Here is a 26,332-nt window from a genome sequence, read left to right as displayed (position 1 = left end):
CCCTGGCGCTGAGGATCGAGCGCTCGCAGGCCTCGGCGGCCACGCTCGCCGAACGCCTCAGCACCCACCACCGGGTCGAAGCCATCAGGTACCCGGGCCTGGCCACGGACCCCGGGCATGAACGCGCCAAGCAGCAGATGAAGGGCTTCGGCTCCATCCTGTGCATCCAGATCGCCGGGGATGAGCACCGAAGCGGTGCCGACGCCGCAGATGAACTGGTCCGCGCGTTGCGGCTCTGGCTCCCGGCGACATCTTTGGGTGGGGTTGAGTCGCTCATTGAACGACGACGCCGGCACACGGCCGAGCCGCTCAGCGTCCCGGAGAACCTGGTCCGTTTGAGCGTCGGAATTGAGAACGTGGAAGACCTCTGGTCCGACCTTGAGCAAGCACTGAAGGCGTTGGACAGCTAGGCTGGAGGACGTGGACGGAAAACTCTTGATCGCGTACGTCACCACCGGGGTCTACTACATCCTGGGGTTGGTGGCCCTTGCCTTGGAAGTGTGGGCGTTTGTTGATTGCCTGCGCCACCGGCCAACCCTGTTTGTGGCCGCTTCCAAGCGGACCAAGACGTTCTGGCTGGCCCTCACCGGCGTGGCCCTGGCCATCGGTGCGCTGACTGTCCTCACGGGCGGAAGCAGCCTTGGCCTCTTCGGCATCGCTGCGGTCACTGCGGCCTGCGTCTACCTCGCAGACGTCCGTCCGGCAGTCCGTGAAGCGGGCAGCGGCGGAAACCGAAACGTCGGTCCGTACGGCCCCTGGTAAACCGTACGGACCCTGGTAACCGGGCCACCGCAGTATCAGCGTTGGCGGGGTGCCACGGCCTCCCACGCCACCGTTAGCTCACCAAGACGCCACCGCGAGGGGCCATCCTGAAGCGGCCACCCGGCGTCGCGCAGTGAACGGCACATCCCAGTCCAGCGCTGCCGGTTTCCGAACGACGCCAGCGGCGCCGCCTCCAACCAGGCCTTGTCCATGGCCTGCAGGAACGTGTGGATCGGCTCGCCCGGCACATTCCGGTGGATAAGTGCTTTGGGCAGCCTCTCAGCCACCTCCGAAGGCAACTCGAAACTGCCGAAGCGGACAGAAAAACTCAGGCTCAGGGGACGTTCCGGGTCCAAGGCCACCCACGTGACGCGCCGGCCGATTTCATCGCACGTGCCGTCGATGAACAGTCCATTCGGAGCCAGCCGTGACTGCACCAGAGCCCAGATGGCGGCGACATCCGACTCTTCGTATTGCCGCAGCACGTTGAACGCCCGCACCACCACTGGATTGCCGGGAACCGGAACTTCGAAGCCGCCTACGGAGAAGCTCAGTCCGGGCCGTTCCAAGGCCTTGGCGCTGCGAACGCGCTCGGGCTCGATTTCGATTCCACGGACCTGGACATCGGGGCGCACGGCCTGCAGCCGTTCAAAAAGCTCCACTGCGGTGGTCGGCGAGGCGCCATAGCCCAGGTCCACCACAAGGGGTTCGACGGCGGTGCGCAGCCGCCACGCCTGCGGGCCGGCAAGCCAGCGGTCCAGACGCCGCATCCGGTTGGGGTTGGTGGTGCCGCGGGTAATGTTTCCGATCGGGTTGCCGATCGGGGTGCGTAACGGGTTGCGTAACGGGTTGCCACCCCGACTGCGGGGAGAGCCCACCCGTTCCGCTTTTTGCACCACGGCCCCACTTTATCCTGCAACCCGGGGTCACTTATGGCCCATGTTTGGCCCCAGCATGGGCCATAAGTGACCCCGCGTTGCTCTTCGTAACGCCGGGCAGGGCACCGGACCGCTCAGCTAGGATGAAAACCATGACTTACAAGCTGATTCTGCTGCGCCATGGCCACAGCGAATGGAACGCCAAGAACCTGTTCACCGGTTGGGTGGACGTTGACCTGAACGACCAAGGCCGCAAAGAAGCAGTGCGCGGCGGGGAGCTCCTGGTAGAGAACAACATCCTCCCGGACATCCTCTACACCTCCCTCCTCAAGCGCGCCATCAACACCGCCAACATGGCTTTGGACAAGGCCGACCGTGGTTGGATCCCGGTCAAGCGCGACTGGCGCCTCAACGAACGCCACTACGGTGCGTTGCAGGGCAAGGACAAGGCCCAGACCCTGGCCGAGTTCGGCGAAGACCAGTTCATGGAATGGCGCCGCAGCTACGACACCCCGCCGCCGCCCCTGTCCGACGACAGCGAGTTCTCCCAGGCGCACGACGTCCGCTACAAGGACCTCGGCGATGCCCTGCCGCGCACCGAATGCCTCAAGGACGTCCTTGTCCGCCTCCTGCCTTACTGGGAATCGGACATCAAGGAAGACCTCAAGGCCGGCAAGACCGTTCTCGTCACGGCCCACGGCAACTCGCTGCGCGCACTGGTCAAGCACCTCGACGGCATCAGCGACGACGCCATCGCCAGCCTGAACATCCCCACGGGTATCCCGCTGGTGTACGAACTGGACGAGGACTTCCAGCCCATCAACCCGGGCGGCACGTACCTGGACCCCGACGCAGCAGCCGAGGCCATCCTCGCCGTTGCCAACCAGGGCAAGAAATAAGGCAGTAGCCTCAAGCACGACGGCGGCCGGTCACCTCAGGTGACCGGCCGCCGTCGTATGTTCTGCGGTAAGAAGCGTTAGAAGCCTTCCGGCTGCCATTCACCGGTCACCAGGTAGGTGACCTTGCGGGCAACCGAGACGCCGTGGTCGGCGAAACGCTCGAAGTAGCGGCTGGCCAGGGCAACGTCCACGGTGGTGGAGGGGCTTTCGGTCCAGTCCGGGGAAGCGATGGCCTTGAAAACGCTGAGGTGGAGGTCGTCCACGGCGATGTTGATCTTGAGGATGTCGCGGGCAACTTCCAGGTCGCGGGTCTCAAGGAGCTCGATGACCTTGGCCGTGATCTCGATGTCGTGCTGGGCCATGGCCTTGAAGGTCTGGGTCAGCGGGGCAGGGATCACGGTGGCCGGGTAGCGCAGGCGCGCCAACTGGGCCACGTGCCGGGCGAGGTCACCCATGCGTTCCAGCGAAGCGCTCATGCGGAGCGAGCCGACGATCATGCGGAGGTCGCTGGCGACGGGGCCCTGCAATGCCAGGATGTCGATGGCCCGCTCGTCCAGGCTGTTCTGCAGGAAATCGATCCTGGCGTCTGCCGCAATGACATCCTGTGCAAGATCCACGTCAGCGCCTTCGAAGGACGTTGTGGCCTTCGTGATTGCTTCGTGAACCAGCTTGGAGATCTCGATGAGGTCGTCACCTACCTGGGTGAGTTCCTCCTGAAAAACCTTGCGCACTAAGGCGTCCTTTCCTTGGAAATCCTGGTCCCGTGACGGGGCCGGACTTCAAAACCATTGGCAGTCCAACCAGTAACTGTGTCAGGGTCCCATGAACTGTTCGGCACCTTTAGATGAACGTTAGTTGAACCGTCGGAGTTTGGCGCCGGATCAATGCTTCGCCCTGATTCCACAGCATAAGCTGGACACGTGGATCCATTGCTCATAGGTGTCATTGCAGGCCTCGTCGGCCTGTCGCTGGGCGTCTTTGGCATGCTCGCTTTCAGGATCAGCGAACGGCAGCGCAGCATCGTGGACCTCGACGTAGCCGAGCCCCTACTGCCTGAAGGGGCCGCGGAAGTCCTTGCCGTCGTCGGGCGTGCGTTCGTAGTGGTGGACGCGATCGACGGCGTTGTCCGCGCCAGCCCCGCCGCGTACGCCTATGGGCTGGTCCGTGGGCACACCGTGGTGCATAAGCAGCTCCTGGATATGACCGCGAAGGTCCGCCGCGACGGCGTGATCCTTGAGGAACAATATGAACTGCCGCGCGGACCCCTGGGCAAGGGCACCATCGTGGTCCAGGTCCGGGCAGCCATGCTCGGCTGGGAATATATCGTGCTCCTCGCGGACGACCGCACCGAGATCACCCGAACCGAGGAGATCCGCAACGACTTCGTGGCCAACGTGTCCCACGAACTCAAAACTCCCGTTGGCGCGATCTCGCTCCTGGCCGAAGCGCTGGAAGCATCGCCCGATGACGAAGAAGCCGTGCGCCGCTTCGCCAAACGGATGCACAAAGAGTCCGGACGCCTGGCGGCCCTGGTCCAGGACATCATCGAACTCTCGCGGCTCCAGGGCGCCAACGTTGCCCAGCAAGGCAATGCGGTGGACATCAACACCGTGATCACCGAGGCCGTGGACCGTTCGCAGCTTCCGGCCGAGAGCAAGAACATCCAGATCGTGGTGGGCGGCCACTCCGATTCCCTGGTGTTCGGGGACCGCGACCTGCTGGTGACGGCCCTGCGAAACCTGATCGACAACGCGATCCGCTATTCACCCGAAAACACCCGCGTGGGCGTGGGTGTTCGGACCAGGGAAGGCGTTGTTGCCGTCTCCGTCACGGACCAGGGCGAGGGGCTGACGCCCGAAGACCAGGAGCGGGTGTTCGAGCGCTTCTACCGCGTCGATGCTGCCCGTTCCAGGCATACCGGCGGAACGGGCCTGGGCCTGAGCATCGTCAAGCACGTCGTTTCCAACCACGGCGGCGAAGTGACCGTCTGGTCCCAGCCTGGCCAAGGCTCCACCTTCACCATCCGCTTGCCGGAGATGGAAGGCCAGGACGACGACGCCGGCCTCCCGCCTTCGGCTGCAACAGCGGCAGTTCCGCTGGGGCTCGCAACGTCCGCTGCCGCCGTCGAGCCTGGACCAGCTACCCAGCAACCCCATCACGTGAAACACCCAGGGGGCGCCAGCGGCGCCCAAGAGCAAGGAGCCAGCGCTTGAGCCGGATTTTGATAGTGGAGGACGAAGAGTCCTTCAGCGACCCCCTGTCCTATCTTCTGGGCAAAGAGGGATTTGATGTCGAGGTAGTCGACAACGGCAGCGATGCCCTGGTGGAGTTCGACCGCAACGGTGCCGACCTCGTCCTCCTGGACCTGCAGTTGCCCGGAACGCCGGGAACGGAAGTGTGCCGCCAATTGCGCCAACGCTCATCCGTCCCGGTGATCATGTTGACTGCCAAGGATTCGGAAATCGACAAAGTGGTAGGGCTGGAGCTGGGAGCGGACGACTACGTCACCAAGCCCTATTCCTCCCGCGAGCTGGTGGCCCGCGTCCGCGCTGTCCTGCGCAGGCAGGGTGAGCCGGAAGAACTCATCACCTCCACGGTGCAGGCCGGTCCTGTCCGCATGGACATCGAACGCCACGTGGTCAGCGTCAACGGCGAGCAAGTCTCCTTGCCGTTGAAGGAATTCGAGCTGCTGGAGATGCTGCTGCGGAACTCGGGCAGGGTCCTGACCCGGGGGCAGCTCATCGACCGCGTGTGGGGTTCGGACTACGTGGGGGACACCAAGACCCTGGATGTCCACGTGAAGCGGCTGCGCAGCAAGATCGAGCCTGATCCCTCTGCGCCGCGCTACCTCGTGACAGTGCGCGGTTTGGGCTACAAGTTCGAGCCGTAAACCCTGGGATAGTGCAAAAGGAAGGGTCCCGCCGCAGCGGAACCCTTCCTTTTCGTTTGTCCTGTGGCGGCCCTTAGTGGCCGGCTGCGGTGCTCGTGGAAGCCGACGGGCTTGCCGAGCTGGTTTCGGTACCTGTGGCGCCGGGAGTTGCCGAGCCGCTCGGGGTTGCCGACGGGCTGGGCAGGTACTTTGCGTACTCAGGGAGCGTGCCATCAACAACAGGGACGTTGATCGTGGCGGAGTCGGACCCGCTGCGGATGGTCACCGGGGTCAGGCCGCCGGGAATCACGCCGGCGGTGCTGAGGATGGCGGCGTCGGCGGTGTCATTGAGGTACGTTTCCGACATCGCCTTGACCGGAATTTCGGTCTGGGCGCCGTTTGCACCACTGAGCGTCAGCGTGGCGTCGGAGCTGGACTGGTTGAAGACAGCACCGATAACGCGGCCGGGCTCCTTCTCGCCGGAAGCAACAATCAGCATGTTGCGCAGCTGCAGCTTGCCGAGGTCGGCCCTGACCCCGTCGGAAGCCGAGTACTGGTGCGAAGTCTGCTGGGCGTTGACGAAGCCGCAGCCGGTAACGGACAGAAGACCGACGCCGATTGCAGCGGCCGCAATTGCCAGCTTGCCGCGCTGGACAGTGTTCATCGCAGAAATGCGCACGACACCTACTCCTAGAGTCAATGGAAACTTTTTCAGCCATAGCCTATCGGCAAACGGTCCAAAACAAGGATTCGGGAGGGCTTTGTGGCGGAGTCGGCGGAGAAGTTTCGCTCCCCGCGCCAGCCGCCTGATGCATCTTTCGGCCATTACGTCAAGAGGTTGGATGAACCCGTTTGGGGCCTCTTTCCCTGTATTGGCGCGGGTGGGGAGGCCTTTGGGTGCCAGTCGTATGCCTTAATCGTGATAGACTAATCTGCGGGAAAGGGGAAAGTCCACATGGTTTTTGAGGTCGGCGAGACAGTAGTTTACCCTCACCACGGTGCAGCAAAAATTGAAGAAATCAAGATGCGCACTATCAAGGGCGAAGAGAAGATGTATCTCAAGCTCAAGGTGGCTCAGGGTGATCTGACCATTGAAGTTCCAGCAGAGAACGTTGACCTTGTTGGGGTCCGGGACGTAGTGGGCAAAGAAGGCTTGGAGCACGTTTTTGACGTTCTCCGTGCCGAGTTCACTGAAGAGCCTACCAACTGGTCACGTCGTTACAAGGCGAACCTGGAGAAGCTTGCTTCCGGCGATGTCATCAAGGTGGCTGAGGTCGTTCGCGATCTTTGGCGCCGCGATCACGATCGCGGCCTTTCGGCCGGCGAGAAGCGCATGCTGGCCAAGGCGCGGCAGATTCTGATTTCAGAACTGGCCCTGGCTGAGAAGACAGACGAAGAGAAGGCTGCAAGCGTTCTTGACGAGGTCTTGGCTTCCTAAGAATTGAGCCCCGGCGGTGCGAAAGCGCCGCCGGGTTTCTTTTTGCCACAAATCACTGCTGATCGCTCGCAGTACTCTGGTGACCATGAGTATTCCTTCCAAGCGCGCCGTCACGGCCGTGATCGTGGTTGCCGCCGGTTCCGGTGAGCGGCTCGGCTACGGCATGCCCAAAGCCCAGGTTCCGCTGGGTGGCGAGACCATCCTGATGCATGCCCTGCGCGGGGTTGTCGCCTCCGACGTCGCACGCCAGATCTGCGTAGCCGTGCCCAAGGGAGATACCGCCCTGCGCGAGTTGATCGCAGAGTTCACGGTCGACTTGGTGGACGGTGGCCCCGAGGTCACAGTCGTCGACGGCGGCTCGTCCCGCGCAGATTCCGTCCGCGCTGCTTTGGCTGCTTTGGAGGACGGAACGGAGTTGGTCCTCGTCCACGATGCCGCGCGGGCGCTCACCCCTGAACGGGTTTTCCAGCGGGTTGCCGATGCGTTGTCCTCCGGTGCCAAGGCGGTCATTCCGGCAATGCCCGTGGTGGACACCATCAAAACGGTCACTGAGACCACGGACACAGACGCCTCCATCGCTCCCGAGGTCGTCACCGGCACTGCTCCCCGCGAACAGCTCCGCGCTGTTCAAACTCCCCAAGGGTTCGAGCTTGCCACCCTGCGCCGGGCCCATGAGGCCGCTGGACTTTTCGACGACAAACAAGCCGCCACGGTCACGGACGACGCCATGCTGGTGGAACTCCTTGGCGTCCCCGTCCACGCCGTCCGCGGGGCAAGCCAGTCCCTCAAGATCACAACGCCGCTGGACCTCATCATCGCGGAGGGCCTTCTGGAGGGTCCGCTCGGGATTCGCTGGGTGGAGGGATAGTGGCGCCGGAAAATATCGTCCTGCCCCGAACGGGCATTGGGATCGATGTCCATGCCTTCGCACCGGCTGACGACCCCCAGCCGCTGTGGTTGGGTGGGCTCTACTGGGAAGGCGAACAGGGACTTTCCGGACATTCCGACGGCGATTGCGTCGCCCACGCGGCCGCCGACGCGCTCTTCTCTGCATGTGGAATCGGCGATCTCGGCACGCACTTCGGCACGGACCGCCCCGAGTACGCCGGCGCTTCAGGCGTCAAGCTACTCGCCGAAGCTGCCAGGATCGTGCGCGCAGCAGGCTTCGAGATCGGCAACGTCGCAGTGCAGTTCGTTGCCAACCGGCCCAAGTTCGGCCCGCGCCGGGAGGCATCCCAAAGGGTCCTCAGTGAAGCCGCTGGCGCTTCTGTCACCGTCACGGCCACCACCAGCGACGGCCTCGGCTTTACGGGCCGCGGAGAAGGAATTTCTGCCGTGGCCACCGCCCTCGTCTACCCGATCGCCGCTTCCGACGTGCCGCCGGCGGAGCCGGGTCCAGCGAAAGGTGCCCCGCATGCGTAAGCCAAGTGCCGGCGTCGTGCGTTCCGCTGTGGTGCTGCCGGCTGCGCTGGCTGCCGCGCTCCTGCTGGGCGGTTGCGCCGGGACGCCCAAGATGGACGTGAAAGCCAGCTGCGATTACCTGAACAACGATGCCTTCAAGCCCGACGGCAACCAACAGCAGCAGTCAAAAGAGCTTGCGGAGCACTATCACGAGATCGCGGACAAAGTAGCGCCGGAAATCGGCGACCCCATCAAGGAGATGGCCGCGATCATGGACACGGCCGCCGCGTCGTCACTGGGTGCGGCCACGCAGGAGCAGCAGGAAAAGCTGAAGGTTCAGTTCAATAAGATCGGCGAATACTGCAAGTAGGCAGGTCACGCCGCGTCATCGGCTAATCTGGAGCGGTGACCCTGCGCTTTTATGACACCGCCTCCGCCGAAGTCCGCGACTTCATTCCCCTCGAAGACGGCAAGGCCAGCGTGTACTACTGCGGGGCCACAGTCCAGGGAATGCCACATGTGGGCCACGTGAGGTCGGCGATCGCCTTCGACCAGCTGACACGTTGGCTCGAATTCCGTGGCCTCCGCGTCACCGTGGTGCGCAACGTCACCGATATCGACGACAAGATCCTGGCCAAATCCGCGCAGTCGTTCGGGCCGGACTGGGACGCAGAAGCCTCAGCACGGCAGAACGAAGAATGGTGGGCCCTTGCCTACCGTTACGAGCAGGAATTCGAGAACGCCTACGAGTCCCTCGGCGTGCAGCGTCCCACCTACGAGCCACGCGCCACAGGGCATATCCCGGAGATGCATGCACTGATCCAGCGCCTGATTGACCGCGGCCACGCTTACCCCGCGCCAGACGAGTCAGGCGATGTGTACTTCGATGTGCGCTCGTGGAGCAAGTACGGCTCGCTGACGCGGCAAAACATCGACGATATGCAGGGTGCAGCCGACGCCGACCCGCGGGGAAAGCGGGATCCGCGCGACTTCGCGCTGTGGAAAGGCTTCAAAGAGGGCGAACCGGAGTCAGCCAGTTGGGCCTCTCCCTGGGGTGCGGGCCGTCCCGGCTGGCACCTCGAATGCTCCGCCATGGTCACCAAGTACCTGGGCACACGCTTCGATATCCACGGTGGGGGACTGGACCTGCGTTTCCCGCACCACGAGAACGAGATGGCCCAATCACAGGCTGCCGGTGACGAGTTCGCCAACTTCTGGATGCACAACGGCATGGTCACCTACGAGGGCGAAAAGATGTCCAAGTCCATCGGGAACACCGTGAGCCCCGCCGAAATGCTGGAACTCGCCCCTCCCCGTGTGGTCCGCTACTACCTCGGCCAAGCCCACTACCGGTCCGTGCTGGATTACCGGCCCACGTCGCTGCAGGAGGCGGCTGCCGCCGTCGAACGTATTGACGGCTTCATCTCGAAAGCCTCCGCCAAAGTGCCTGGCCGGTCTGGCGCAGACGTAGCACCGCAGGCCAACATGCCTGCCGCTTTCACCGCTGCCATGGATGATGACCTCAATGTTCCGCAAGCCCTCGGAGTGCTGCACGAAACCGTCCGCGCGGGCAACACCGCACTGGCCTCCGGTGACCTGGACGCCGCCAAGGCAGCCCTCTACAGCGTGCTTTCCATGACTGAAGTACTTGGGCTGGACGCCGTGAAGCAGCCCGAGGCTGTGCAGGGCCGTGAGCACGCTGCCCTGAAAGTTCTCGTGGAAGCCCAGCTTGAAGCCCGCGCCACCGCCAGGACCAATAAGGACTGGGCCGCCTCCGACGCCATCCGCGACACCCTCGCCGCTGCCGGCGTCGTGGTCGAAGATGGTGCGGACGGCGCCACCTGGAGCCTCAAACGCGACTGACGAACCGGCGCTGCGGCCGAATTGCATCGGGTCAGTAGACTTGATTCCAGACTTACTCACAAAATCAAGGATGGAATCTCATGGCCAACAACGGTCGCCGGTCGGTCAAGCAAAAGAAGGGCCCCTCCACCGGAACCGGTGGCCATGGCCGCAAGGCCCTGGAAGGCAAGGGTCCCACGCCCAAGGCGGAGGACCGCACCTACCACAAGGCTTACAAGAACAAGCAGCTGGCTGAGCGCTCGGCCGCCAAGCGCGGTCCGGCACGTCCGGGTGGCGCCGGCGCCCGTTCCGGCCCCAAGGGCCGCGCCACCGAGGAACTGGTCACCGGCCGTAACTCCGTGGTGGAAGCCCTGCGCGCAGGCATTCCCGCCAAGGCACTGCACGTCGCCATCCGGATTGAAATGGATGACCGCGTCAAGGAATCCCTCAAGCTTGCGGCCGAGCGCGGCATCCCGCTGCTCGAAACCGGCAAGCCTGAACTGGACCGCATGACCGAGGACGCAGTCCACCAAGGACTTGTGCTGCAGATTCCGCCGTACGAGTACGAAGACGCGTACGACCTCGCCGAGGAGACCCTCGCCAAGTGGAAGAAGGGGCACATTTCCAATGCACCCATCTTCGTGGCGCTGGACGGCATTACCGACCCCCGCAACCTCGGTGCGATCATCCGTTCCGTCTCCGCCTTCAGCGGGCACGGCGTGATCGTACCTGAGCGTCGTTCCGTCGGCGTCACGGCGTCCGCCTGGAAGACCAGCGCCGGTGCCGCTGTCCGCGTACCGGTGGCCCGCGCGTCGAACCTGAACAACGCGCTCAAGCAGTTCAAGAACATGGGCATCTACGTGCTCGGCCTGGACGGCGACGGCGACGTCTCCCTGCCGGACCTCACGGTTGCCACCGAACCTGTCTGCATCGTGGTTGGTTCGGAAGGCAAGGGGCTCAGCCGATTGGTCCGCGAAAACTGCGACCAGATCGTCTCGATCCCGATCGACTCCGCCATGGAGTCACTCAATGCCTCCATGGCCGTCGGGATCTCGCTGTACGAAGTGTCAAGGCAGCGCTCCGCAAAGTAATCCCCAGTGAGGCGCCGCAAGCGCCATCCTCCGCGTGCTCGCTCCTTCGTCGCTTAGACGCACGCTTCCGGATGGCCCTCGCGGCGCCTTCGAACGCTCTCTCACATCTCGCCTGCTTGGCGGCGTCGCTCTCTCACATCCCCTCCCTTTTGGAGGGACCTTCTCTCACGTCCCCACGCTCACGCGCCATTGGAATCGGCGGGATGAGAGAGGGTCGGTGGGAGGGGGTGGGGATGTGATTGAGGGTCGGCTGGAAGGGGTGGGGATGTGAGAGAGGGTCAGAAGTCGCGGCGGTTGGCCAGGACGGGGAGCTTCTCGCGGGCATCAGCCACCACTGCGGCGTCGAGGTCGGCGAAGATCAGGCCCGGCTCACCTTCGAGGGCTTCCAGCACCTGGCCGAAGGGGGACACGACGGCGGAGTACCCCACCCCGGTGGGTGCGGCACCCCTGGGCTCAACACCTTGGCTGGCAGGATCGCCCTGCCCGCATGCGAGAACGAACGTGGTGGTGTCCACTGCGCGTGCCCGGGCCAGGAGTTGCCACTGATCGGCCTTCCCCGGACCGGCTCCCCAAGACGCCGAGACGATATTCACTTCGGCGCCACGTTGCGCATTCGCCGTGAACAAGGCCGGGAAACGGACGTCGTAGCAGGTGGCCAAACCGAAGGTGAGTCCACCGGCGTCGAACGTTACTGGTTCCGTACCGGCCTCAACCGTGTCCGATTCCGCGAAGCCAAACGCATCGAAAAGATGGACTTTGTCGTAGCTGGTTTCCACGCCGGGCCCGGTGGCAAGAAGCGTGTTCCGTACCCGGGGCGCCCCGGAGTCCGAAGGAGCGCCGGGCGTAAACATTCCGGCCACGATGACCAGCTGAAGTTCTGCGGCAAGCGCACGCACCTTGCTGGCCCAGGGCCCATCCAAGGGCTCGGCGATGTCCAGCAGGGAATTTCCGAACGCGCGCATCATGGCTTCGGGGAAGACCACCAGCCCGGCGCCGCCATCCTTGGCCCGGCGGGCGTACTCCTCCAGGAGCCGCAGATTTTCGGCCAGATCCCGGCCGGAGATGACTTGGGCGAGTGCCACGCGCACGATAGAACCTCCAATTGTCTGCATCCAAGTATGCCAAGTAATGGAAATCGCTACGTGGATCGTCGTCACATGGGCCGCCAGCGCTGCACATAGAGGGCGTGGAACTAAACTTGGACTCAATGGTTATGCCTATTTTTGACACAGCAGCTGCCGTCGACGCGTCGCGGCCACGACCCCTCGGACTGAGCACGCCCCAGCCCGGTCTTTCGGATGCGGAGAAAACGCAGAACCATGAAGTGAACGTGGCCGTCTTCGCGCCGGACCTGGAACGGGTTGAGATCGTTTTCCAGGCACCGGGCGAACCATGGCGTGCCCAGACCCTCCCCAACACGGAAAATGACGTGCACTTCGGGCTGGTTGGCGGCATGGCGCCCGGCACGCGCTACGGTTTCCGGGCCGCGCCGGCCGAAGGCGGGCTTCCGTTGCCCGTCCCGGCGCTGGACCTCGACGACGACGACCGGCAGCCGCTGCTGCTGGATCCGTACGGCCGGGCCGTGGACCAGCGGGGCGAGCTACTGACGAGTGTCCATGTGGATACGGGATTTGACTGGGGTGAGGACCAACCGCCACGGACTCCCATGAGGACCTCGGTGATTTATGAGGCCCACGTCCGTGGCCAGACAATGCTTCACCCGGATATCCCGGAGCACCTCCGGGGGACCTACGCCGGAATGGCGCACCCGGTGATGATCCAGCACCTCACCGAGCTTGGCATTACGGCCGTGCAGTTGCTGCCCATCCACTTCCATATGGATGAGTCGCACCTCCAGGACCTTGGCATGACCAACTACTGGGGTTACAACACCGCGGCCTTCTTCGCGCCGCACGCCGACTACGCCACGGAGGCTGCCCGCAACGCCGGCCCGCACGCGGTGCAGGACGAGCTCAAGGGCATGATCAAACTCCTGCACGCCGCCGGGATCGAAGTCATCCTGGACGTGGTCTACAACCACACAGCCGAAGCGGGACCCGATGGACCGGCCTTGAGCTTCCGCGGGCTCGGGGAGAAGCGTTATTACCGCCATGACGCCCATGGCCGCTACCTGGATACCACCGGCTGCGGCAACACCCTGGATTTCAGCGATCCTGTGGTGGTGGACCTGGCGCTCGACTCCCTGCGTTATTGGGTCAATGACTTCCACGTGGACGGCTTCCGTTTCGACCTCGCCGTGACCTTGTGCCGCGACGCCGGCAACACCTTTGATCCCCAGCACCCCTTCCTGCAGGCCATTGCGGAAGACCCGGTCCTGTCCGACGTCAAGCTCATCTCCGAGCCCTGGGACGTGGGCTACGGTGGCTGGCAGACCGGCCGCTTCCCCCAGGGCTGGTCCGATTGGAACGATCATTTCCGGGATGGCGTCCGGAGCTTCTGGCTCTCTGACCGTGCCGCCATTGAAGCAGGCGGGCAGGGCGGGTCGGTCGCGTCCTTGGCTGAGCTGATGGCTGGTTCCGCGAACCTTTTCGCATCCTCGGGCCGAACCCGCCTGGCGTCGGTGAACTTCATTACGGCCCACGATGGTTTCACCCTGAAGGACCTTGTCAGCTACGACCGCAAGCACAACGAAGCCAATGGCGAGCAGAACCGCGACGGCCACGGGGACAACCGCAGCTACAACCACGGTGTGGAAGGCCGCAGCGAAAACGAGGCCATTGTTGCCGCGCGTGCGCTGTCCATCCGGAACCTCATGGCTACGCTTCTGATCTCCATCGGTGTTCCCATGATCACCGCCGGTGACGAACTCGGCCGCACGCAGCAGGGGAACAACAACGCCTACTGCCAGGACAACCCCACGGCGTGGCTGGACTGGAGCAGGACCCAGGAAGCCAACGCCATGTTCCGGACCACCCGGGAGCTGGTCAGGCTTCGCCGCTGGTTCCTGCGGCACCAACCGGAGAGCTTCCCGGGCCAGGCCGACAACTCCAGCCTTCAGTGGTTTGATGACAAGGGCAAGCGGATGACGCCGGCGCGCTGGAATGATCCCGGCGTTCGTGCCGTCCAGCTGTTGATGGGCCACGAGGACAGCGAAATCCGTGGCCTGATTGTGGTCAATGGCAGCAACCAGGATGTGAAGATGGTGCTCCCGGAAATCCTGAGCGAAACGGGAATCGGCAAGCGCATGTTCGAACTCCGGTTCACTACCTCGGTGCTTCACGACCGCCGGAAGGGCGCGTTGGTGGCCTCCGGAGAGCGGGATATCCTGCAAGCCAATACCATCAATATCTACCGCACCTAGGCGCCAACAAACACAGGAGTTCTCCGCATGAACCGCAGCCGCAGCAAACTGGTGGCTTTCGCGGGACTGGTGATCGCCGTCGTCGTCCTTGTGGTTGCGATGGTGGGCGGCGGCGCGCTGACGGCGCCGTCTTCGGCGCCCGGTTCAAGCGTACAAACCACGACGCCGGCACCTGGCCCCGCGCCCACGTCGCCTGCCGCTGTGCCTGGCCGGACGATGGCGCCGACGGGTGTGGAGAATTCCTCCACCCTGCCCTCCATCAACGCCTCGCAGTTGCCGTCGGAAGCGCGCCAAACCCTGGCCTTGATCGCCAAAGGCGGACCCTATCCGTACGACCGCGACGGCGTGAACTTCGGCAATTTCGAGGGCCTGCTGCCCAAGAAATCCGGCGGCTTCTACAAGGAGTACACCGTGCCCACTCCGGGGGAGTCGGATCGCGGGGCCCGGCGGATCATCGTGGGCAAGGACGCTGCGAAGTACTACACGCCGGATCATTACGAGTCGTTCAAGTTCATCATCGAAGGCAAGTAGGAGCCCATGAAGATCTACTCAGCAGACACCTGGACCCTGGAGGAACTGCAGGAGCAAGTGTCCGACGCCGGCCGCAGGACAGTCATGGTCCCACCCGCCACCACCAAGCAAACGGTCCTTGAGGTCTTCGGCCAGGTCCTGGATTTCCCCGAATACTACGGCGTGAACCTGGACGCGCTGAACGACTCCCTCCACGACTACGCCGATGCCCTCTCCGAGGACGGTGGCAGCCCAGTCACCATGATCTGGCAGGTTCCCGCGGCCTACCGCACGGACCGGTCCTTCGGCGTGGTCTGCGAGATCCTGCAGGACGCAGAGCGCTACGCCGGCCGCGACCTGGCGATCATCGCAGTCTTCCAAAACTGAACGTCGATGACCCGCTTTCCCGTCGTTACCAAACGACGGGAAAGCGGGTCAGAAACGTTATTGCGGTCAGGCGTTCGCGATCAACCCGAGTTCAGCTTTGGACGCAAGCGCCGAGTGCTTCGGGAACACCCGGACGGTGTAGCCGAAGGAGCCTGAGCGGTTGATGACCAGGGAGCCGTTGAAGAGGTGCCGGCCATTGCCGAGGTCCTCCACGGAGTCCAGTTCCGCCACAACGATGTCCTCGAGCTCATCGGATTCCTCCGCGCGGCCGAACGCCACTTCCACGGAGACGTCGTCCGGAGTCAGGTTGTTCAGTGCCACGTAGGCGTTGACCTGCAGGCTGTCGCCAACCTGGGGTTCCTCGGAAACACCTACTGAATCAACGTGTTCCACCACAACCTCGGGCCAGGCATTCCGTACCTTGGTGGTCCAGGCCGCGAGTTCCTTGGCTTCCTTGAACGACTCGGCAACAGCCCTGCGACCGGAAACAGCAGCCGGGCAGTAGAGGTTGTTGACGTAGTCGTGGAGCATCCGTTCGGCGGAGACAGCGGGACCGAGGTTGGCCAGCGTGTGCTTGATCATCGATACCCAGTGCGTCGGCACGGTTTCGTGGCTTGATTCGGAGGGCCCTGCTGCTCCGGCTCCCTGGGCCACGGTGGTGCCGTAGAAGCGTGGTGCCACCTGGGTTTCGAGCAGCTCGTACAGCGCTGAGGCTTCGATGTCGTCCCGTTCGTCAGCCGATGCTCCGTTGTTGGCCGTCGGGATGGCCCAGCCGTTCTCGCCGTCGTACATCTCGTCCCACCAGCCGTCCAGGACGGAGAGGTTGAGCGAGCCGTTGATGGCGGCCTTCATGCCGGACGTGCCACAGGCCTCCAGCGGGCGCAGGGGGTTGTTGAGCCACACGTCGCAGCCCGGGAACAAGGTCCGTGCCATGGCGATGTCGTAGTTCGGGAGGAAGACGATCCTGTGGCGGACTTCGGGGTCGTCGGTGAACCGGACCAGGTCCTGGATCATTTTCTTGCCGGCGTCGTCGGCAGGGTGCGACTTGCCGGCGATGACCAACTGGATGGGATGCTTGGGATCCAGCAGCAGGGCCTTCAGGCGCGCGGGGTCGCGCAGCATGAGCGTGAGTCGCTTATAGGTGGGGACGCGGCGTGCGAAGCCGATGGTCAGCACGTCCGGGTCCAGCACCTTCTCGGTCCAACCCAGCTCGGCGTCAGCGGCACCGCGCTTTTTCCAGGAAGCCCGGAGCCGGCGTCGGACGTCGTCGATGAGCTGGGCGCGGAGTTCACGGCGCAGGCCCCAGACGTCTTCGTCGCTGACGTTGTAGGCCAGGTCCCAGCGGCCCAGCGCTTCGGCTTCGGCACCGAACTGGTTGCGTGCCAGGGACGAAATCCGAGGGTCCACCCAGGTGGGGACGTGGACGCCGTTGGTTACTGACGTGATGGGAATTTCGGAGTGGTCGAATCCCGGCCACAGGCCGGCGAACATTTCGCGGGACACCACGCCGTGCAGCTTGGCCACGCCGTTGGCACGCTGCGCCAGGCGCAGGCCCATCACGGCCATGTTGAAAACGGAAGGGTTGCCGCCGTCGTAGTTTTCGCGGCCGAGTTCCAGGATCCGTTCCGTTGGCACGGCCGGCGCCAGTCCGGCGTCGAAGAAGTGCTTGATCTGGAGGGCTTCAAAACGGTCGATGCCCGCGGGCACGGGCGTGTGCGTGGTGAAGACGGTGGACGCGCGGCCGGCTGCCAGGGCTTCGTCCCAGCTGAGCGGTTCGTTGGCGTCGGACATGGCTTCCTGGATGCGTTCGATCCCCAGGAAACCTGCGTGTCCTTCGTTGGTGTGGAACACTTCGGGCGCTGGAGTGCCGGTGAGTTCCTGGTAGACGCGCAGGGCCTTGACGCCGCCCATGCCCAGCAGGAGTTCCTGCTGCAGGCGGTGATCGCCCCCACCGCCGTAGAGGCGGTCGGTGATGCCACGCGCGGCTTCGTCGTTCGATGGGACGTTGGAGTCCAGCAGCAGCAGCGGAACGCGACCGACGTCGGCACGCCACACGTGCGCGTGAAGCTCGCGGCCGTTGGGCAGCGGCAGCGAGATTTGGACAGGCTTGCCTTGGGCGCCGTCCTTGGCCGGGTGGCGAAGCAGGGTCAGGGGAAGGCCGTCGGGGTCCAGGACGGGGTAGGTTTCCTGCTGCCAGGCGTCGCGGGACAGGGACTGCTTGAAGTAGCCGGCCTGGTACAGGAGCCCGACGCCGATCAGCGGCACTCCGAGGTCGGAAGCGGCCTTGAGGTGGTCGCCGGCCAGAATGCCAAGGCCGCCCGAGTACTGCGGAAGAACTTCGGTGATGCCGAACTCGGGGGAGAAGTAGGCGATGCACGCCGGAGCATCCTCGCCGAGGCCCTGGTACCAGCGCGGTTCACTGAGGTAGCGGTCAAGGTCGTCGGCGGCGTGCTGAACGCGTTCGACTACTTCGCCGTTGTTTGCCAGGTCCTGTAACTGTTCGCGGCTGATGGACCCCAGAAGGGCTATGGGGTCGTGCTGCGCGGCCTCCCACAGAGCCGGATTAAGGCTCGCGAAAAGTTCCCGTGTTGGCCGGTGCCAGGACCAGCGCAAATTGGTCGCCAATCGGGCCAGCGGCCGGATGGGCTCGGGGAGGACGGTACGGACTGTAAACCTTCGAATAGCCTTCACGAGCGCCACACTAACGGACTCCCATGGCAGTCGGAACTGCATTGGGTTTCTTTTAGGTAAAAGTCATCTTGCGTCAAGGAGAAACCTCGTTTGCTTAGCATTCTGTGATTTTTGTCGCTAACGTCGTGGTTGTGACGAAAACTGCGCGAACCACCACCGCTCTGAATTCCAAGACGACTACGGACATCACCGACGGACTTCGCTTCGGCCGATTCCCCATCACGGCCGTGCAGCCAGTGGTGGAGGGTGGCCGTTTCCCGGCGAAGGCGTTGCCCGGCGAGGACCTGGCGGTTGGCGCCACGGTCTTCCGCGAAGGCCACGACCAACTCGGGGTGTCCGCCGTGCTGCTTGATCCCAGGGGCAGGGAGCGCCAGCGCGTGCGGCTGGCCCCGGCCGAGGGCGAGCAGTGGAAGGGCCTGGACCGCTGGGAGGGCCTGATCACCCCCAGCGGCACCGGCGCCTGGTCGTTCGTCATAGAGGCCTGGCACGACCGCTACGGTACGTGGCACCACAACGCCGAAGTGAAGGTCGCCGCCGGCATCGACGTTGAATTGATGCTCGCCGAGGGCGCGGCCCTCCTCGCTGGAGCAGCCGACGACGCCGGACGCACCGGTGCTGAGAAACGCACCTTGCGTGCGGCGTCCATCGCGCTCGCCGACACCACCAAGTCTGCCGAGGAGCGCCTTGGCGCCGGTTTCAGCCCAGCGGTGCTGGCCGCCGTCGAACGCCTTCCGATCCGCGAACTGGTGACCGTCTCGGAGCAGTTCCCGCTGCAGGTGGAGCGCGACCTGGCTGGCCGGGGTTCCTGGTACGAGTTCTTCCCGCGCTCGGAAGGTGCCGTGCTGGACCACTCCACCGGCGTGTGGACTTCGGGCAACTTCCGTACTGCGGCGGGAAGGCTCGACGCCGTAGCGGACATGGGCTTCGACGTCATCTACCTGCCGCCCATCCACCCGATCGGCTTCCAGCACCGCAAGGGCCGCAACAACACCCTGACTCCGGGACCCCAGGATCCGGGATCGCCGTGGGCCATCGGTTCCAAGGACGGTGGCCATGACGCCATCCATCCGGAACTTGGCACGTTCGAGGACTTTGATGCTTTCGTCGCCAGGGCCAACGAGCTCGGACTCGAAGTGGCCCTGGACCTGGCCTTGCAGGCAGCTCCGGACCACCCGTGGGTGACGTCCAATCCTGAATGGTTCACCACCCGCGTGGACGGCTCGATCGCCTACGCCGAAAACCCTCCGAAGAAGTACCAGGACATCTATCCCCTGAACTTCGACAACGACCCCGCGGGCCTTTCCAAGGAAATCCTGCGGATCGTGCAGCTGTGGATCAGCCACGGCGTGAAGATCTTCCGTGTGGACAACCCGCACACCAAACCGGTGTGGTTCTGGGAATGGCTGATCGGCAAGATCAACAAGAAGAACCCCGAAGTCGTGTTCCTGGCGGAGGCCTTCACACGCCCGCCCATGATGCACGCACTGGGTCGGGCGGGATTCCAGCAGTCGTACACGTACTTCACCTGGCGGAACACCAAGGCCGAGCTGGAAGAGTACTTCCACGAAGTCAGCCACGTGAGCCCGGCGTACTTCCGTCCGAACTTCTTCGTCAACACCCCGGACATCCTCACCGAGTACCTGCAATACGGTGGGCCCGCGGCTTTCCGGATCCGCGCTGCCCTGGCTGCGACAGCGAGCCCACTGTGGGGTGTCTACGCCGGCTACGAGCTGTATGAGCACGTCGCCAGGCCCGGTGCCGAGGAATACATCGACAACGAAAAGTACGAGTACAAGGCCAGGGACTGGGAAGGCGCAGCCGAGTCAGGGCGCACGCTGGCGCCGTACATCACCAGGCTTAACACCATCCGCAAGGACCACCTGGCGTTGGGTGACCTGCAGAACCTGACCATCCACCGCAGCACCGATGACGCCACGATCGTCTACTCCAAGCACAAGACGTTGCCCGATGGCACCAAGGACACCCTGATCATGGTGGTCAACGTGGATCCGCACAGTGCCCGCGAAAGCACCGTCTCGCTGGATCTGGAGGCCCTGGAGCTTGACCCGTCCGATCTCAATGAGGACGGACTTTTCCGCGTGGATGACCTGATCAGCGGCCAGAGCTGGTGGTGGGGGGAGCACAACTACGTCCGGCTGGATGCCCACGTTGAGCCGGCACACGTCCTGAGCATCCGGAGGCAGCCTTAGTGAGTTTTTCTCCGCAGAATCCCACCCAGTACTTCACTCCGAAGAACACCTTCGAGTTGAACGCCCCAGGTCTCCAGCACGATCCGCTGTGGTACCGCAAGGCAGTCTTCTATGAGGTACTGGTGCGGGCTTTTGCGGATGCCAACGGGGATGGTTCCGGTGACTTCCAAGGGTTGATCGACAAACTGGATTACCTCCAGTGGTTGGGCGTGGATTGCCTTTGGCTGCCGCCGTTCTTCCATTCCCCGTTGCGCGATGGCGGCTACGACATCGCGGACTACACGTCCGTGCTCGATGAGTTCGGGACCATCAGCGACTTCAAGCGGTTGGTGGCCGAGGCCCACGCCCGGGGCGTGCGGGTCATCATCGACCTTCCGCTGAACCACACCTCGGACCAGCACCCCTGGTTCCAGGAATCCCGCAAGGATCCCACCGGCCCCTACGGCGATTTCTATGTGTGGAGCGATACGGACGAGAAGTACCAGGATGCCCGCATCATCTTCGTTGACACCGAGGAATCCAACTGGACGTTCGATCCCATCCGGCGGCAGTTCTTCTGGCACCGGTTCTTCAGCCACCAGCCGGACCTGAACTTCGAGAATCCCAAGGTCATCGAGGCTCTTTACGACGTCATCCGGTTCTGGCTGGACCAGGGCATCGACGGCTTCCGTGCCGACGCCATTCCGTACCTCTTCGAGGAAGAGGGCACCAACTGCGAGAACCTTCCGGCAACCCACACCTTCCTGCAGGACCTGCGCCGCATGGTGGACGCGAACTATCCCGGCAGGGTGATCATCGCCGAGGCAAACCAGCCCCCTCATGAAGTGGTGGAGTACTTCGGCACGGACGAAGCCCCGGAATGCCACATGGCCTTCCACTTCCCGATCATGCCCAGGTTGTACTACGCCCTCCGCGACCAAAAAGCGGCGCCCATCATCGAAACCTTGCGCAATACCCCCGAGATTCCCCGTGGCGCACAGTGGGGAACCTTCCTGAGGAACCACGACGAACTGACCCTCGAGATGGTGCCCGCCGAGGAACGCGCCGCAATGCTTGGCTGGTATGCCCCGGATCCCCGCATGCGGGCCAACATTGGGATCCGCCGCCGCCTGGCGCCCCTGCTGGACAATTCCCGCGCCGAGATCGAACTCATCAACGCCCTGTTGCTGTCCCTGCCGGGCAGCCCGTTCCTGTACTACGGCGATGAAATCGGCATGGGAGACAACATCTGGCTTGATGACCGCGACGCCGTCCGCACTCCCATGCAGTGGAACCCCGACCGCAATGCGGGGTTCTCCTCGGCGGACCCGGGCAAGCTCTACCTTCCGGTGATCCAATCGCTGGTCTACAACTACGGCATGGCCAATGTGGAGGCCGAAGCGGCGCACTCCGGTTCGCTGCTGCGGTGGACCCGGCAGATCCTCAGCGTCCGGAAGAACCACCCCGTTTTTGGCCTGGGCGGCTTCCGGCACATTGAAGCCGACCATGAAGTGGTCCTTGCCTATGTCCGCGAACTGCCCGCCGGGAACCCGGAAGGGGAAGACGGGGAAACCATCCTCTGCGTCTTCAACCTCTCGCAACACCCTGTGGCGGCAACGTTGGACATACCAGAATTCGCGGGCCGCGGCCTGCGCGATATTTTCGGCGGCCAGCCTTTCCCGGCCGTCGGTGACAACGGTCATCTGACCGTGATGCTGGGCAGCCACAGCTTCTACTGGCTGCGCGTCCGCTCGGCATTTTCGAATCCCTCGTCGCCTTTTACCCAGGCGATTCCAGTGGTGACCTCCAAAGGATGAGATGAACAAGGACAACTTGAACCCCTCCATTGAAGGACTTCTCCGGACCTGGCTTCCCGGCAAACGCTGGTTCCCGGTCAAGAGCCCCGACTTTGCGCTGGAGCAGGTGGGCGGCTTCAGACTCCTGGGCAGCGGCGGCGCCGTGCTGGAGATCCTGCTGCTGGCCGTCACCCACAGGACGGCCGACGGCGGTCCCCGGACCGACGTCGTGCAGGTTCCGTTAAGCTTCCACAGCCAGCCGCTCGCCGACGCGCCGACGGCGCTTTTGGGCGAGTACACGGATCCCGCCTTGGGCCTTCGACTGGTCTACGACGCTGTGTACGATTCCGAATTTGTCACGGCCTGGCTTGAGCTCATGCGCAGCGAAGGCGTCGTTGGCCCGGCCCAGGGCCACCTCACCCGTGGGCGCGTCCCGCTTCCGGGCAAGCCGGTATCCGTGCGGGTCCTGTCGGGGGAGCAGTCCAACACGTCCGTCATTATCGACGACGGCGGGTCGGCGGCCATCGTCAAAATCTTCCGTGTGCTGTCGGCTGGCAGGAACCCCGAAGTTGAGCTCGGCGCGGCGCTGACCGCCGCGGGGACCAGTGAAGTACCCGCGACGTTGGGTTGGATCACCGGCTCGTGGAACGTGCCGGCGTCGAAGGCCAATGCGGGGGAGGCCAGTGCGGAGGAGGCCACCGCGGTGGCTACCGGCGAGCTGACGGTGGCGCACGAATTCCTGCTCGGTGGACTGGACGCCTGGCGCCTGGCCGTTGACGCCGCAGCTGCCGGCAAGGATTTCACTGAAGAAGCACGTGGACTAGGAAAAGCCACTGCCACTGTCCACGCCCGGCTCGCGGAAACCTTCGGCACGCAGGACGGACAGGACCAGGGCCCGGACATCATCGCCACGGTAGCCCGGCGCGTCCGGCAGTCGTGGGCTGAGGCGTCAACCGCCGTCGGGCCCTATGACGCAAACCTTGACGAACTGCTGGCCGCCTTGGATCCCCAAGCCGTGGGCCAGCTGCAACGGGTCCATGGCGATCTCCATCTGGGCCAGATCCTGCGGGTTCCCGGCGCCGAAGGGCAGCCGGGTCGGTGGGCAATCCTCGATTTCGAGGGCGAGCCTCTCCGGACGATCGACGAGCGCAACACGCCCGACCTCCCTCTTCGCGACGTCACCGGCATGCTGCGGTCGTTCGATTACGCCGCCGGGGCAGCCACGCGGGAAGGCGCCGCCGTGCCCGAAACCTGGGTGGATGACTGCGCGGCCGCCTTCCTGGAGGGGTACAGCGATGTCACTCCGGGAACCATTGACCGCCAGTCGCCGCTCTTTGTGGCATTGTGGCTGGACAAGGCCTTATACGAGGTGGTGTACGAGCTGCGTAACCGGCCCGACTGGTTGTCGATACCGGTCAACGCCTCGCGACGAATCCTCGACAACACAAGCCGCGGCAAGCATGCGGCAGCAACAGCGGAAGGTAATGACATGACTGGCTCAGCACGTACCGAACGGCCCCGAGTTCCCCTGCATGTGGACTCCGAGACCTTGGAACGCGTGGCGGCCGGCGCTTACCACGCGCCGCATTCGGTCCTTGGCGCCCACCTCGACGACCACGGCCACGTCACCATCAGGACGGTGAAGCACCTGGCCAAGTCCGTCACGGTGGTCACCGAGGGTGGCCGGACCCCCATGGAGCACGAGTCGCACGGTGTGTGGACTGCTGTCCTGGAACCGCTCCAGGCCGGCCATGTGCCGGACTATCGCCTGGAGGTGGTGTACGACGTCGAACCCGTCACCATCGATGACCCCTACCACTATCTGCCTACCGTGGGTGAAGTTGACCTGCACCTGATCGGTGAGGGCCGCCACGAACGCCTCTGGGATGTCCTGGGCGCGCACGTCCAGCACTACCGGTCCTCGTTGAGCGACGTGGATGGTGTGTCCTTCGCTGTCTGGGCCCCGAACGCCCAGGCTGTCCGCGTCAAGGCTGACTTCAACGGCTGGGATGGCCGTTCGCACGGAATGCGTTCCCTGGGATCCTCGGGAGTCTGGGAACTGTTCGTCCCGGGCGTTGTAGCAGGGGCGTGCTACAAATACGAGATCCTGACCAAGTCGGGCCACTGGATCGAAAAAGCAGATCCGCTGGCTTTCGGAACCGAGGTTCCGCCACTGACCGCATCGCGGGTAGTGGACCCCAGCTACCGCTTCAAGGACGCGGACTGGATGGCGGCCCGTGCCAGGAAGGATCCGCACAACTCGCCCATGAGCGTCTACGAAGTCCACCTGGGCTCGTGGCGATTGGGCCTTGGCTACAAGGAACTTGCCAAGGAACTCGTGGAGTACGTGAAGTGGCTCGGCTTCACCCACGTTGAATTCATGCCCGTTGCCGAGCACCCCTTCGGTGGCTCCTGGGGTTACCAGGTGACCTCCTACTTTGCACCGACCTCACGCTTCGGGCACCCGGACGAGTTCCGTTTCCTTGTGGACTCGCTGCACCAGGCCGGCATCGGTGTCCTCCTGGACTGGGTACCTGCGCACTTCCCCAAGGACTCGTGGGCTTTGGCGCAGTTCGACGGCCAGCCGTTGTACGAGCACTCTGATCCAGCCTTGGGAGAGCACCCCGACTGGGGAACGTTGATCTTCGACTTCGGGCGCAGCGAGGTCCGGAACTTTTTGGTGGCCAACGCGCTGTACTGGCTGGAGGAGTTCCACATCGACGGCCTGCGCGTAGACGCCGTGGCCTCCATGATCTACCTGGACTACTCCCGTGAAGACGGTCAGTGGCGCCCGAACAAGTTCGGCGGCCGGGAAAACCTTGAAGCGATCTCCTTCATGCAGGAAGTCAACGCCACGGTCTACAAGACCCACCCCGGCGCCATTGTCATTGCCGAGGAGTCCACTGCATTCCCAGGTGTTACGGCACCCACCAACCACGGCGGCCTGGGCTTCGGGCTCAAGTGGAACATGGGCTGGATGCATGACTCCCTGAAGTACATCTCCGAGGACCCCATCAACCGGAAGTGGCACCACGGCACGGTCACGTTCTCCTTGGTTTACGCCTTCACGGAGAACTTCCTCCTGCCCATCAGCCATGACGAGGTTGTTCACGGCAAGGGTTCCATGCTGCGCAAGATGCCGGGCGACCGTTGGCAGCAGCTCGCCAACCTGCGCGCCTTCTTCGCCTACCAGTGGTCGCACCCCGGCAAGCAGCTCATTTTCATGGGCAGCGAGTTCGGCCAGGAAGCCGAATGGTCCGAGCAGTACGGGCTGGACTGGTTCCTTGCCGACATCCCGGCCCACCGTGGCTTGCAGCTGCTGGTGAAGGACCTCAACGAGGTCTACTCCTCCACGCCTGCACTGTACGAGCGCGACAACGAGGCCGGCGGTTTCCAGTGGATCAATGGCGGGGACGCGGACCACAACGTCCTGACCTTCATCCGCTGGGATAACGACGGCAAGCCCTTGGTCTGCGCTGTGAACTTCTCCGGCGGACCGCATCACGACTACATCCTGGGTGTTCCGGCGGCAGGAGAGTGGACGGAAGTCCTGAACACGGATGCGGAATCGTACGGAGGCTCGGGTGTGGTCAACGCCGGTTCGTTGAAGGCCTCGACGCCGGGAACCGACGGCCAACCGGCTGCCCTGTCCGTCACGCTTCCGCCGCTCGGCGCCGCATGGTTCACGCCGTCTGAGTAGCTTGCCGACCGTCTCTCACATCCCACCCGTTTGCGGGCGACCGTCTCTCACATAATCGCCCTTTCCAGGTAACGCTCCTTCACTGCGGTGGGGGAGCGTTATCGCTTTCGTTTGGTAGCGTTCGACGGCGGCCCCGGGCTGCGTCACCAGGCCTCGGTAGTTGCCACTCGCCGTGGCGCACATGGCTGATCGCCAAGCTGTCCGAGCCCAGCAGATCGGGACTTTGCCAACCCGGCAGAGTGTGTGTATAGTTAATACCCGCGCTGCTCCACGAGTAGAGATCGCAAGCTGACAAGAAACCGCAAGGAAAAATCAAGTCAAGCTTGCCGATTTGACTCGGTGAGAGGCAGCCGGTAAGTTTGAAAAGTTGCTCCGGAGCGATCCAGTGGCCCTGTAGGGGTTGGTGGTGGTACTGCTTTGGATTAGTGACCTGTTGTTTGAGAACTCAATAGTGTGCCAAGTTTGTTGATACCGATTGTTTTATTGATTGGTTGAATTATGCCGGATTGCCCGCACCCCCGTGTGTGGTGGTCTGGTTTTCAGCTGGTTTCGAATTT

At 63.7% G+C, this 26,332-nt stretch carries 22 protein-coding genes; 17 read left to right on the top strand and 5 right to left on the bottom strand.

The window, feature by feature from the left end:
- On the top strand, positions 1 to 410 hold a 410-nt coding region (locus PJL15_RS21175), incomplete at its 5' end, for a PLP-dependent transferase (protein WP_281453101.1).
- A 10-nt stretch (positions 411 to 420) separates the two neighbouring features.
- Positions 421 to 762: a DUF2516 family protein gene (locus tag PJL15_RS21170; RefSeq protein ID WP_281453100.1), complete on the top strand. Its 342-nt coding sequence runs from the start codon at positions 421 to 423 to the stop codon at positions 760 to 762.
- A gap of 35 nt (positions 763 to 797) precedes the next feature.
- Here the strand turns inward: PJL15_RS21170 and PJL15_RS21165 are convergent, their stop codons facing one another.
- Positions 798 to 1,661 (bottom strand): class I SAM-dependent methyltransferase, encoded by an 864-nt coding sequence (locus tag PJL15_RS21165; RefSeq protein WP_281453099.1) that lies wholly within the window; start codon positions 1,659 to 1,661, stop codon positions 798 to 800.
- 131 nt (positions 1,662 to 1,792) lie between these two features.
- On the opposite strand from PJL15_RS21165, the gene PJL15_RS21160 reads away from it, so the two are divergent.
- On the top strand, positions 1,793 to 2,539 hold the full coding sequence (locus PJL15_RS21160; protein ID WP_281453098.1) for a phosphoglyceromutase: 747 nt from the start codon (positions 1,793 to 1,795) through the stop codon (positions 2,537 to 2,539).
- Between the two features lie 77 nt (positions 2,540 to 2,616).
- Here the strand turns inward: PJL15_RS21160 and phoU are convergent, their stop codons facing one another.
- The gene (gene phoU, locus PJL15_RS21155; protein ID WP_281453097.1) at positions 2,617 to 3,270 is read right to left on the bottom strand and encodes a phosphate signaling complex protein PhoU; all 654 of its coding nucleotides are present in this window, start codon (positions 3,268 to 3,270) and stop codon (positions 2,617 to 2,619) included.
- 198 nt (positions 3,271 to 3,468) lie between these two features.
- Between phoU and PJL15_RS21150 the strand changes: the two genes are divergently transcribed.
- Positions 3,469 to 4,752 carry a sensor histidine kinase gene (locus PJL15_RS21150; RefSeq protein ID WP_281453105.1) on the top strand — a complete coding sequence of 428 codons (1,284 nt, stop codon included), beginning with the start codon at positions 3,469 to 3,471 and terminating at the stop codon, positions 4,750 to 4,752.
- Positions 4,749 to 5,429 carry a response regulator transcription factor gene (locus tag PJL15_RS21145; protein ID WP_020608526.1) on the top strand — a complete coding sequence of 227 codons (681 nt, stop codon included), beginning with the start codon at positions 4,749 to 4,751 and terminating at the stop codon, positions 5,427 to 5,429. Before PJL15_RS21150 ends, PJL15_RS21145 begins: the two co-directional genes overlap by 4 nt.
- A gap of 73 nt (positions 5,430 to 5,502) precedes the next feature.
- On the opposite strand, the gene PJL15_RS21140 is transcribed toward PJL15_RS21145, so the two are convergent.
- The gene (locus PJL15_RS21140; protein ID WP_281453104.1) at positions 5,503 to 6,072 is read right to left on the bottom strand and encodes a hypothetical protein; all 570 of its coding nucleotides are present in this window, start codon (positions 6,070 to 6,072) and stop codon (positions 5,503 to 5,505) included.
- 291 nt (positions 6,073 to 6,363) lie between these two features.
- Between PJL15_RS21140 and PJL15_RS21135 the strand changes: the two genes are divergently transcribed.
- The 6 genes from PJL15_RS21135 (at position 6,364) to rlmB (ending at position 11,180) form a co-directional block, all read left to right on the top strand.
- Entirely contained in the window at positions 6,364 to 6,846 is a 483-nt protein-coding gene (locus tag PJL15_RS21135; RefSeq protein WP_011690592.1) for a CarD family transcriptional regulator, read from the top strand.
- A gap of 85 nt (positions 6,847 to 6,931) precedes the next feature.
- Positions 6,932 to 7,714, top strand: a complete 783-nt coding sequence (ispD, locus tag PJL15_RS21130; protein WP_281453096.1) for a 2-C-methyl-D-erythritol 4-phosphate cytidylyltransferase — start codon at positions 6,932 to 6,934, stop codon at positions 7,712 to 7,714.
- Positions 7,714 to 8,268: a 2-C-methyl-D-erythritol 2,4-cyclodiphosphate synthase gene (ispF, locus tag PJL15_RS21125; protein ID WP_432443847.1), complete on the top strand. Its 555-nt coding sequence runs from the start codon at positions 7,714 to 7,716 to the stop codon at positions 8,266 to 8,268. The genes ispD and ispF overlap by 1 nt, the downstream gene beginning before the upstream one ends.
- Positions 8,261 to 8,617, top strand: a complete 357-nt coding sequence (locus PJL15_RS21120; protein ID WP_281453095.1) for a hypothetical protein — start codon at positions 8,261 to 8,263, stop codon at positions 8,615 to 8,617. Before ispF ends, PJL15_RS21120 begins: the two co-directional genes overlap by 8 nt.
- A gap of 35 nt (positions 8,618 to 8,652) precedes the next feature.
- On the top strand, positions 8,653 to 10,110 hold the full coding sequence (gene cysS, locus PJL15_RS21115; protein WP_281453094.1) for a cysteine--tRNA ligase: 1,458 nt from the start codon (positions 8,653 to 8,655) through the stop codon (positions 10,108 to 10,110).
- Between the two features lie 80 nt (positions 10,111 to 10,190).
- Positions 10,191 to 11,180: a 23S rRNA (guanosine(2251)-2'-O)-methyltransferase RlmB gene (gene rlmB / locus PJL15_RS21110; RefSeq protein WP_281453093.1), complete on the top strand. Its 990-nt coding sequence runs from the start codon at positions 10,191 to 10,193 to the stop codon at positions 11,178 to 11,180.
- A 278-nt stretch (positions 11,181 to 11,458) separates the two neighbouring features.
- Here rlmB and PJL15_RS21105 read toward each other — a convergent pair whose 3' ends face one another.
- The gene (locus PJL15_RS21105; protein WP_281453092.1) at positions 11,459 to 12,268 is read right to left on the bottom strand and encodes a carbon-nitrogen hydrolase family protein; all 810 of its coding nucleotides are present in this window, start codon (positions 12,266 to 12,268) and stop codon (positions 11,459 to 11,461) included.
- A gap of 119 nt (positions 12,269 to 12,387) precedes the next feature.
- Between PJL15_RS21105 and glgX the strand changes: the two genes are divergently transcribed.
- Genes glgX through PJL15_RS21090 form a run of 3 tightly spaced genes read left to right on the top strand, consistent with a single transcriptional unit; the run spans position 12,388 to position 15,399 of the window.
- Positions 12,388 to 14,502 carry a glycogen debranching protein GlgX gene (gene glgX, locus PJL15_RS21100; protein ID WP_281453091.1) on the top strand — a complete coding sequence of 705 codons (2,115 nt, stop codon included), beginning with the start codon at positions 12,388 to 12,390 and terminating at the stop codon, positions 14,500 to 14,502.
- Between the two features lie 27 nt (positions 14,503 to 14,529).
- The gene (locus PJL15_RS21095) at positions 14,530 to 15,033 is read left to right on the top strand and encodes a ribonuclease domain-containing protein (protein ID WP_281453090.1); all 504 of its coding nucleotides are present in this window, start codon (positions 14,530 to 14,532) and stop codon (positions 15,031 to 15,033) included.
- Positions 15,034 to 15,039: 6 nt separating this feature from the next.
- Complete coding sequence (locus PJL15_RS21090) at positions 15,040 to 15,399, top strand: barstar family protein (protein ID WP_281453089.1); 360 nt, start codon at positions 15,040 to 15,042, stop codon at positions 15,397 to 15,399.
- Between the two features lie 66 nt (positions 15,400 to 15,465).
- Here PJL15_RS21090 and glgP read toward each other — a convergent pair whose 3' ends face one another.
- Positions 15,466 to 18,090, bottom strand: coding sequence for an alpha-glucan family phosphorylase (glgP, locus tag PJL15_RS21085; RefSeq protein WP_281453088.1), 2,625 nt, complete (start codon positions 18,088 to 18,090; stop codon positions 15,466 to 15,468).
- A 125-nt stretch (positions 18,091 to 18,215) separates the two neighbouring features.
- Here glgP and PJL15_RS21080 point away from each other — a divergent pair, with 125 nt between their 5' ends.
- Genes PJL15_RS21080 through PJL15_RS21070 form a run of 3 tightly spaced genes read left to right on the top strand, consistent with a single transcriptional unit; the run spans position 18,216 to position 25,775 of the window.
- On the top strand, positions 18,216 to 20,300 hold the full coding sequence (locus tag PJL15_RS21080; protein ID WP_281453102.1) for an alpha-1,4-glucan--maltose-1-phosphate maltosyltransferase: 2,085 nt from the start codon (positions 18,216 to 18,218) through the stop codon (positions 20,298 to 20,300).
- Positions 20,300 to 22,096, top strand: a complete 1,797-nt coding sequence (treS, locus tag PJL15_RS21075) for a maltose alpha-D-glucosyltransferase (protein ID WP_281453087.1) — start codon at positions 20,300 to 20,302, stop codon at positions 22,094 to 22,096. The genes PJL15_RS21080 and treS overlap by 1 nt, the downstream gene beginning before the upstream one ends.
- Position 22,097: 1 nt before the next feature.
- Positions 22,098 to 25,775, top strand: coding sequence for a 1,4-alpha-glucan branching enzyme (locus PJL15_RS21070; protein WP_281453086.1), 3,678 nt, complete (start codon positions 22,098 to 22,100; stop codon positions 25,773 to 25,775).
- Positions 25,776 to 26,332: the final 557 nt, after the last annotated feature.

This window comes from Paenarthrobacter nitroguajacolicus (assembly GCF_029952445.1).
GTDB lineage: Bacteria > Actinomycetota > Actinomycetes > Actinomycetales > Micrococcaceae > Arthrobacter > Arthrobacter nitroguajacolicus_B.
The sequence above is the reverse complement of the archived record's forward strand: the minus strand, read 5'-3'. Positions and strand labels throughout refer to the sequence as shown.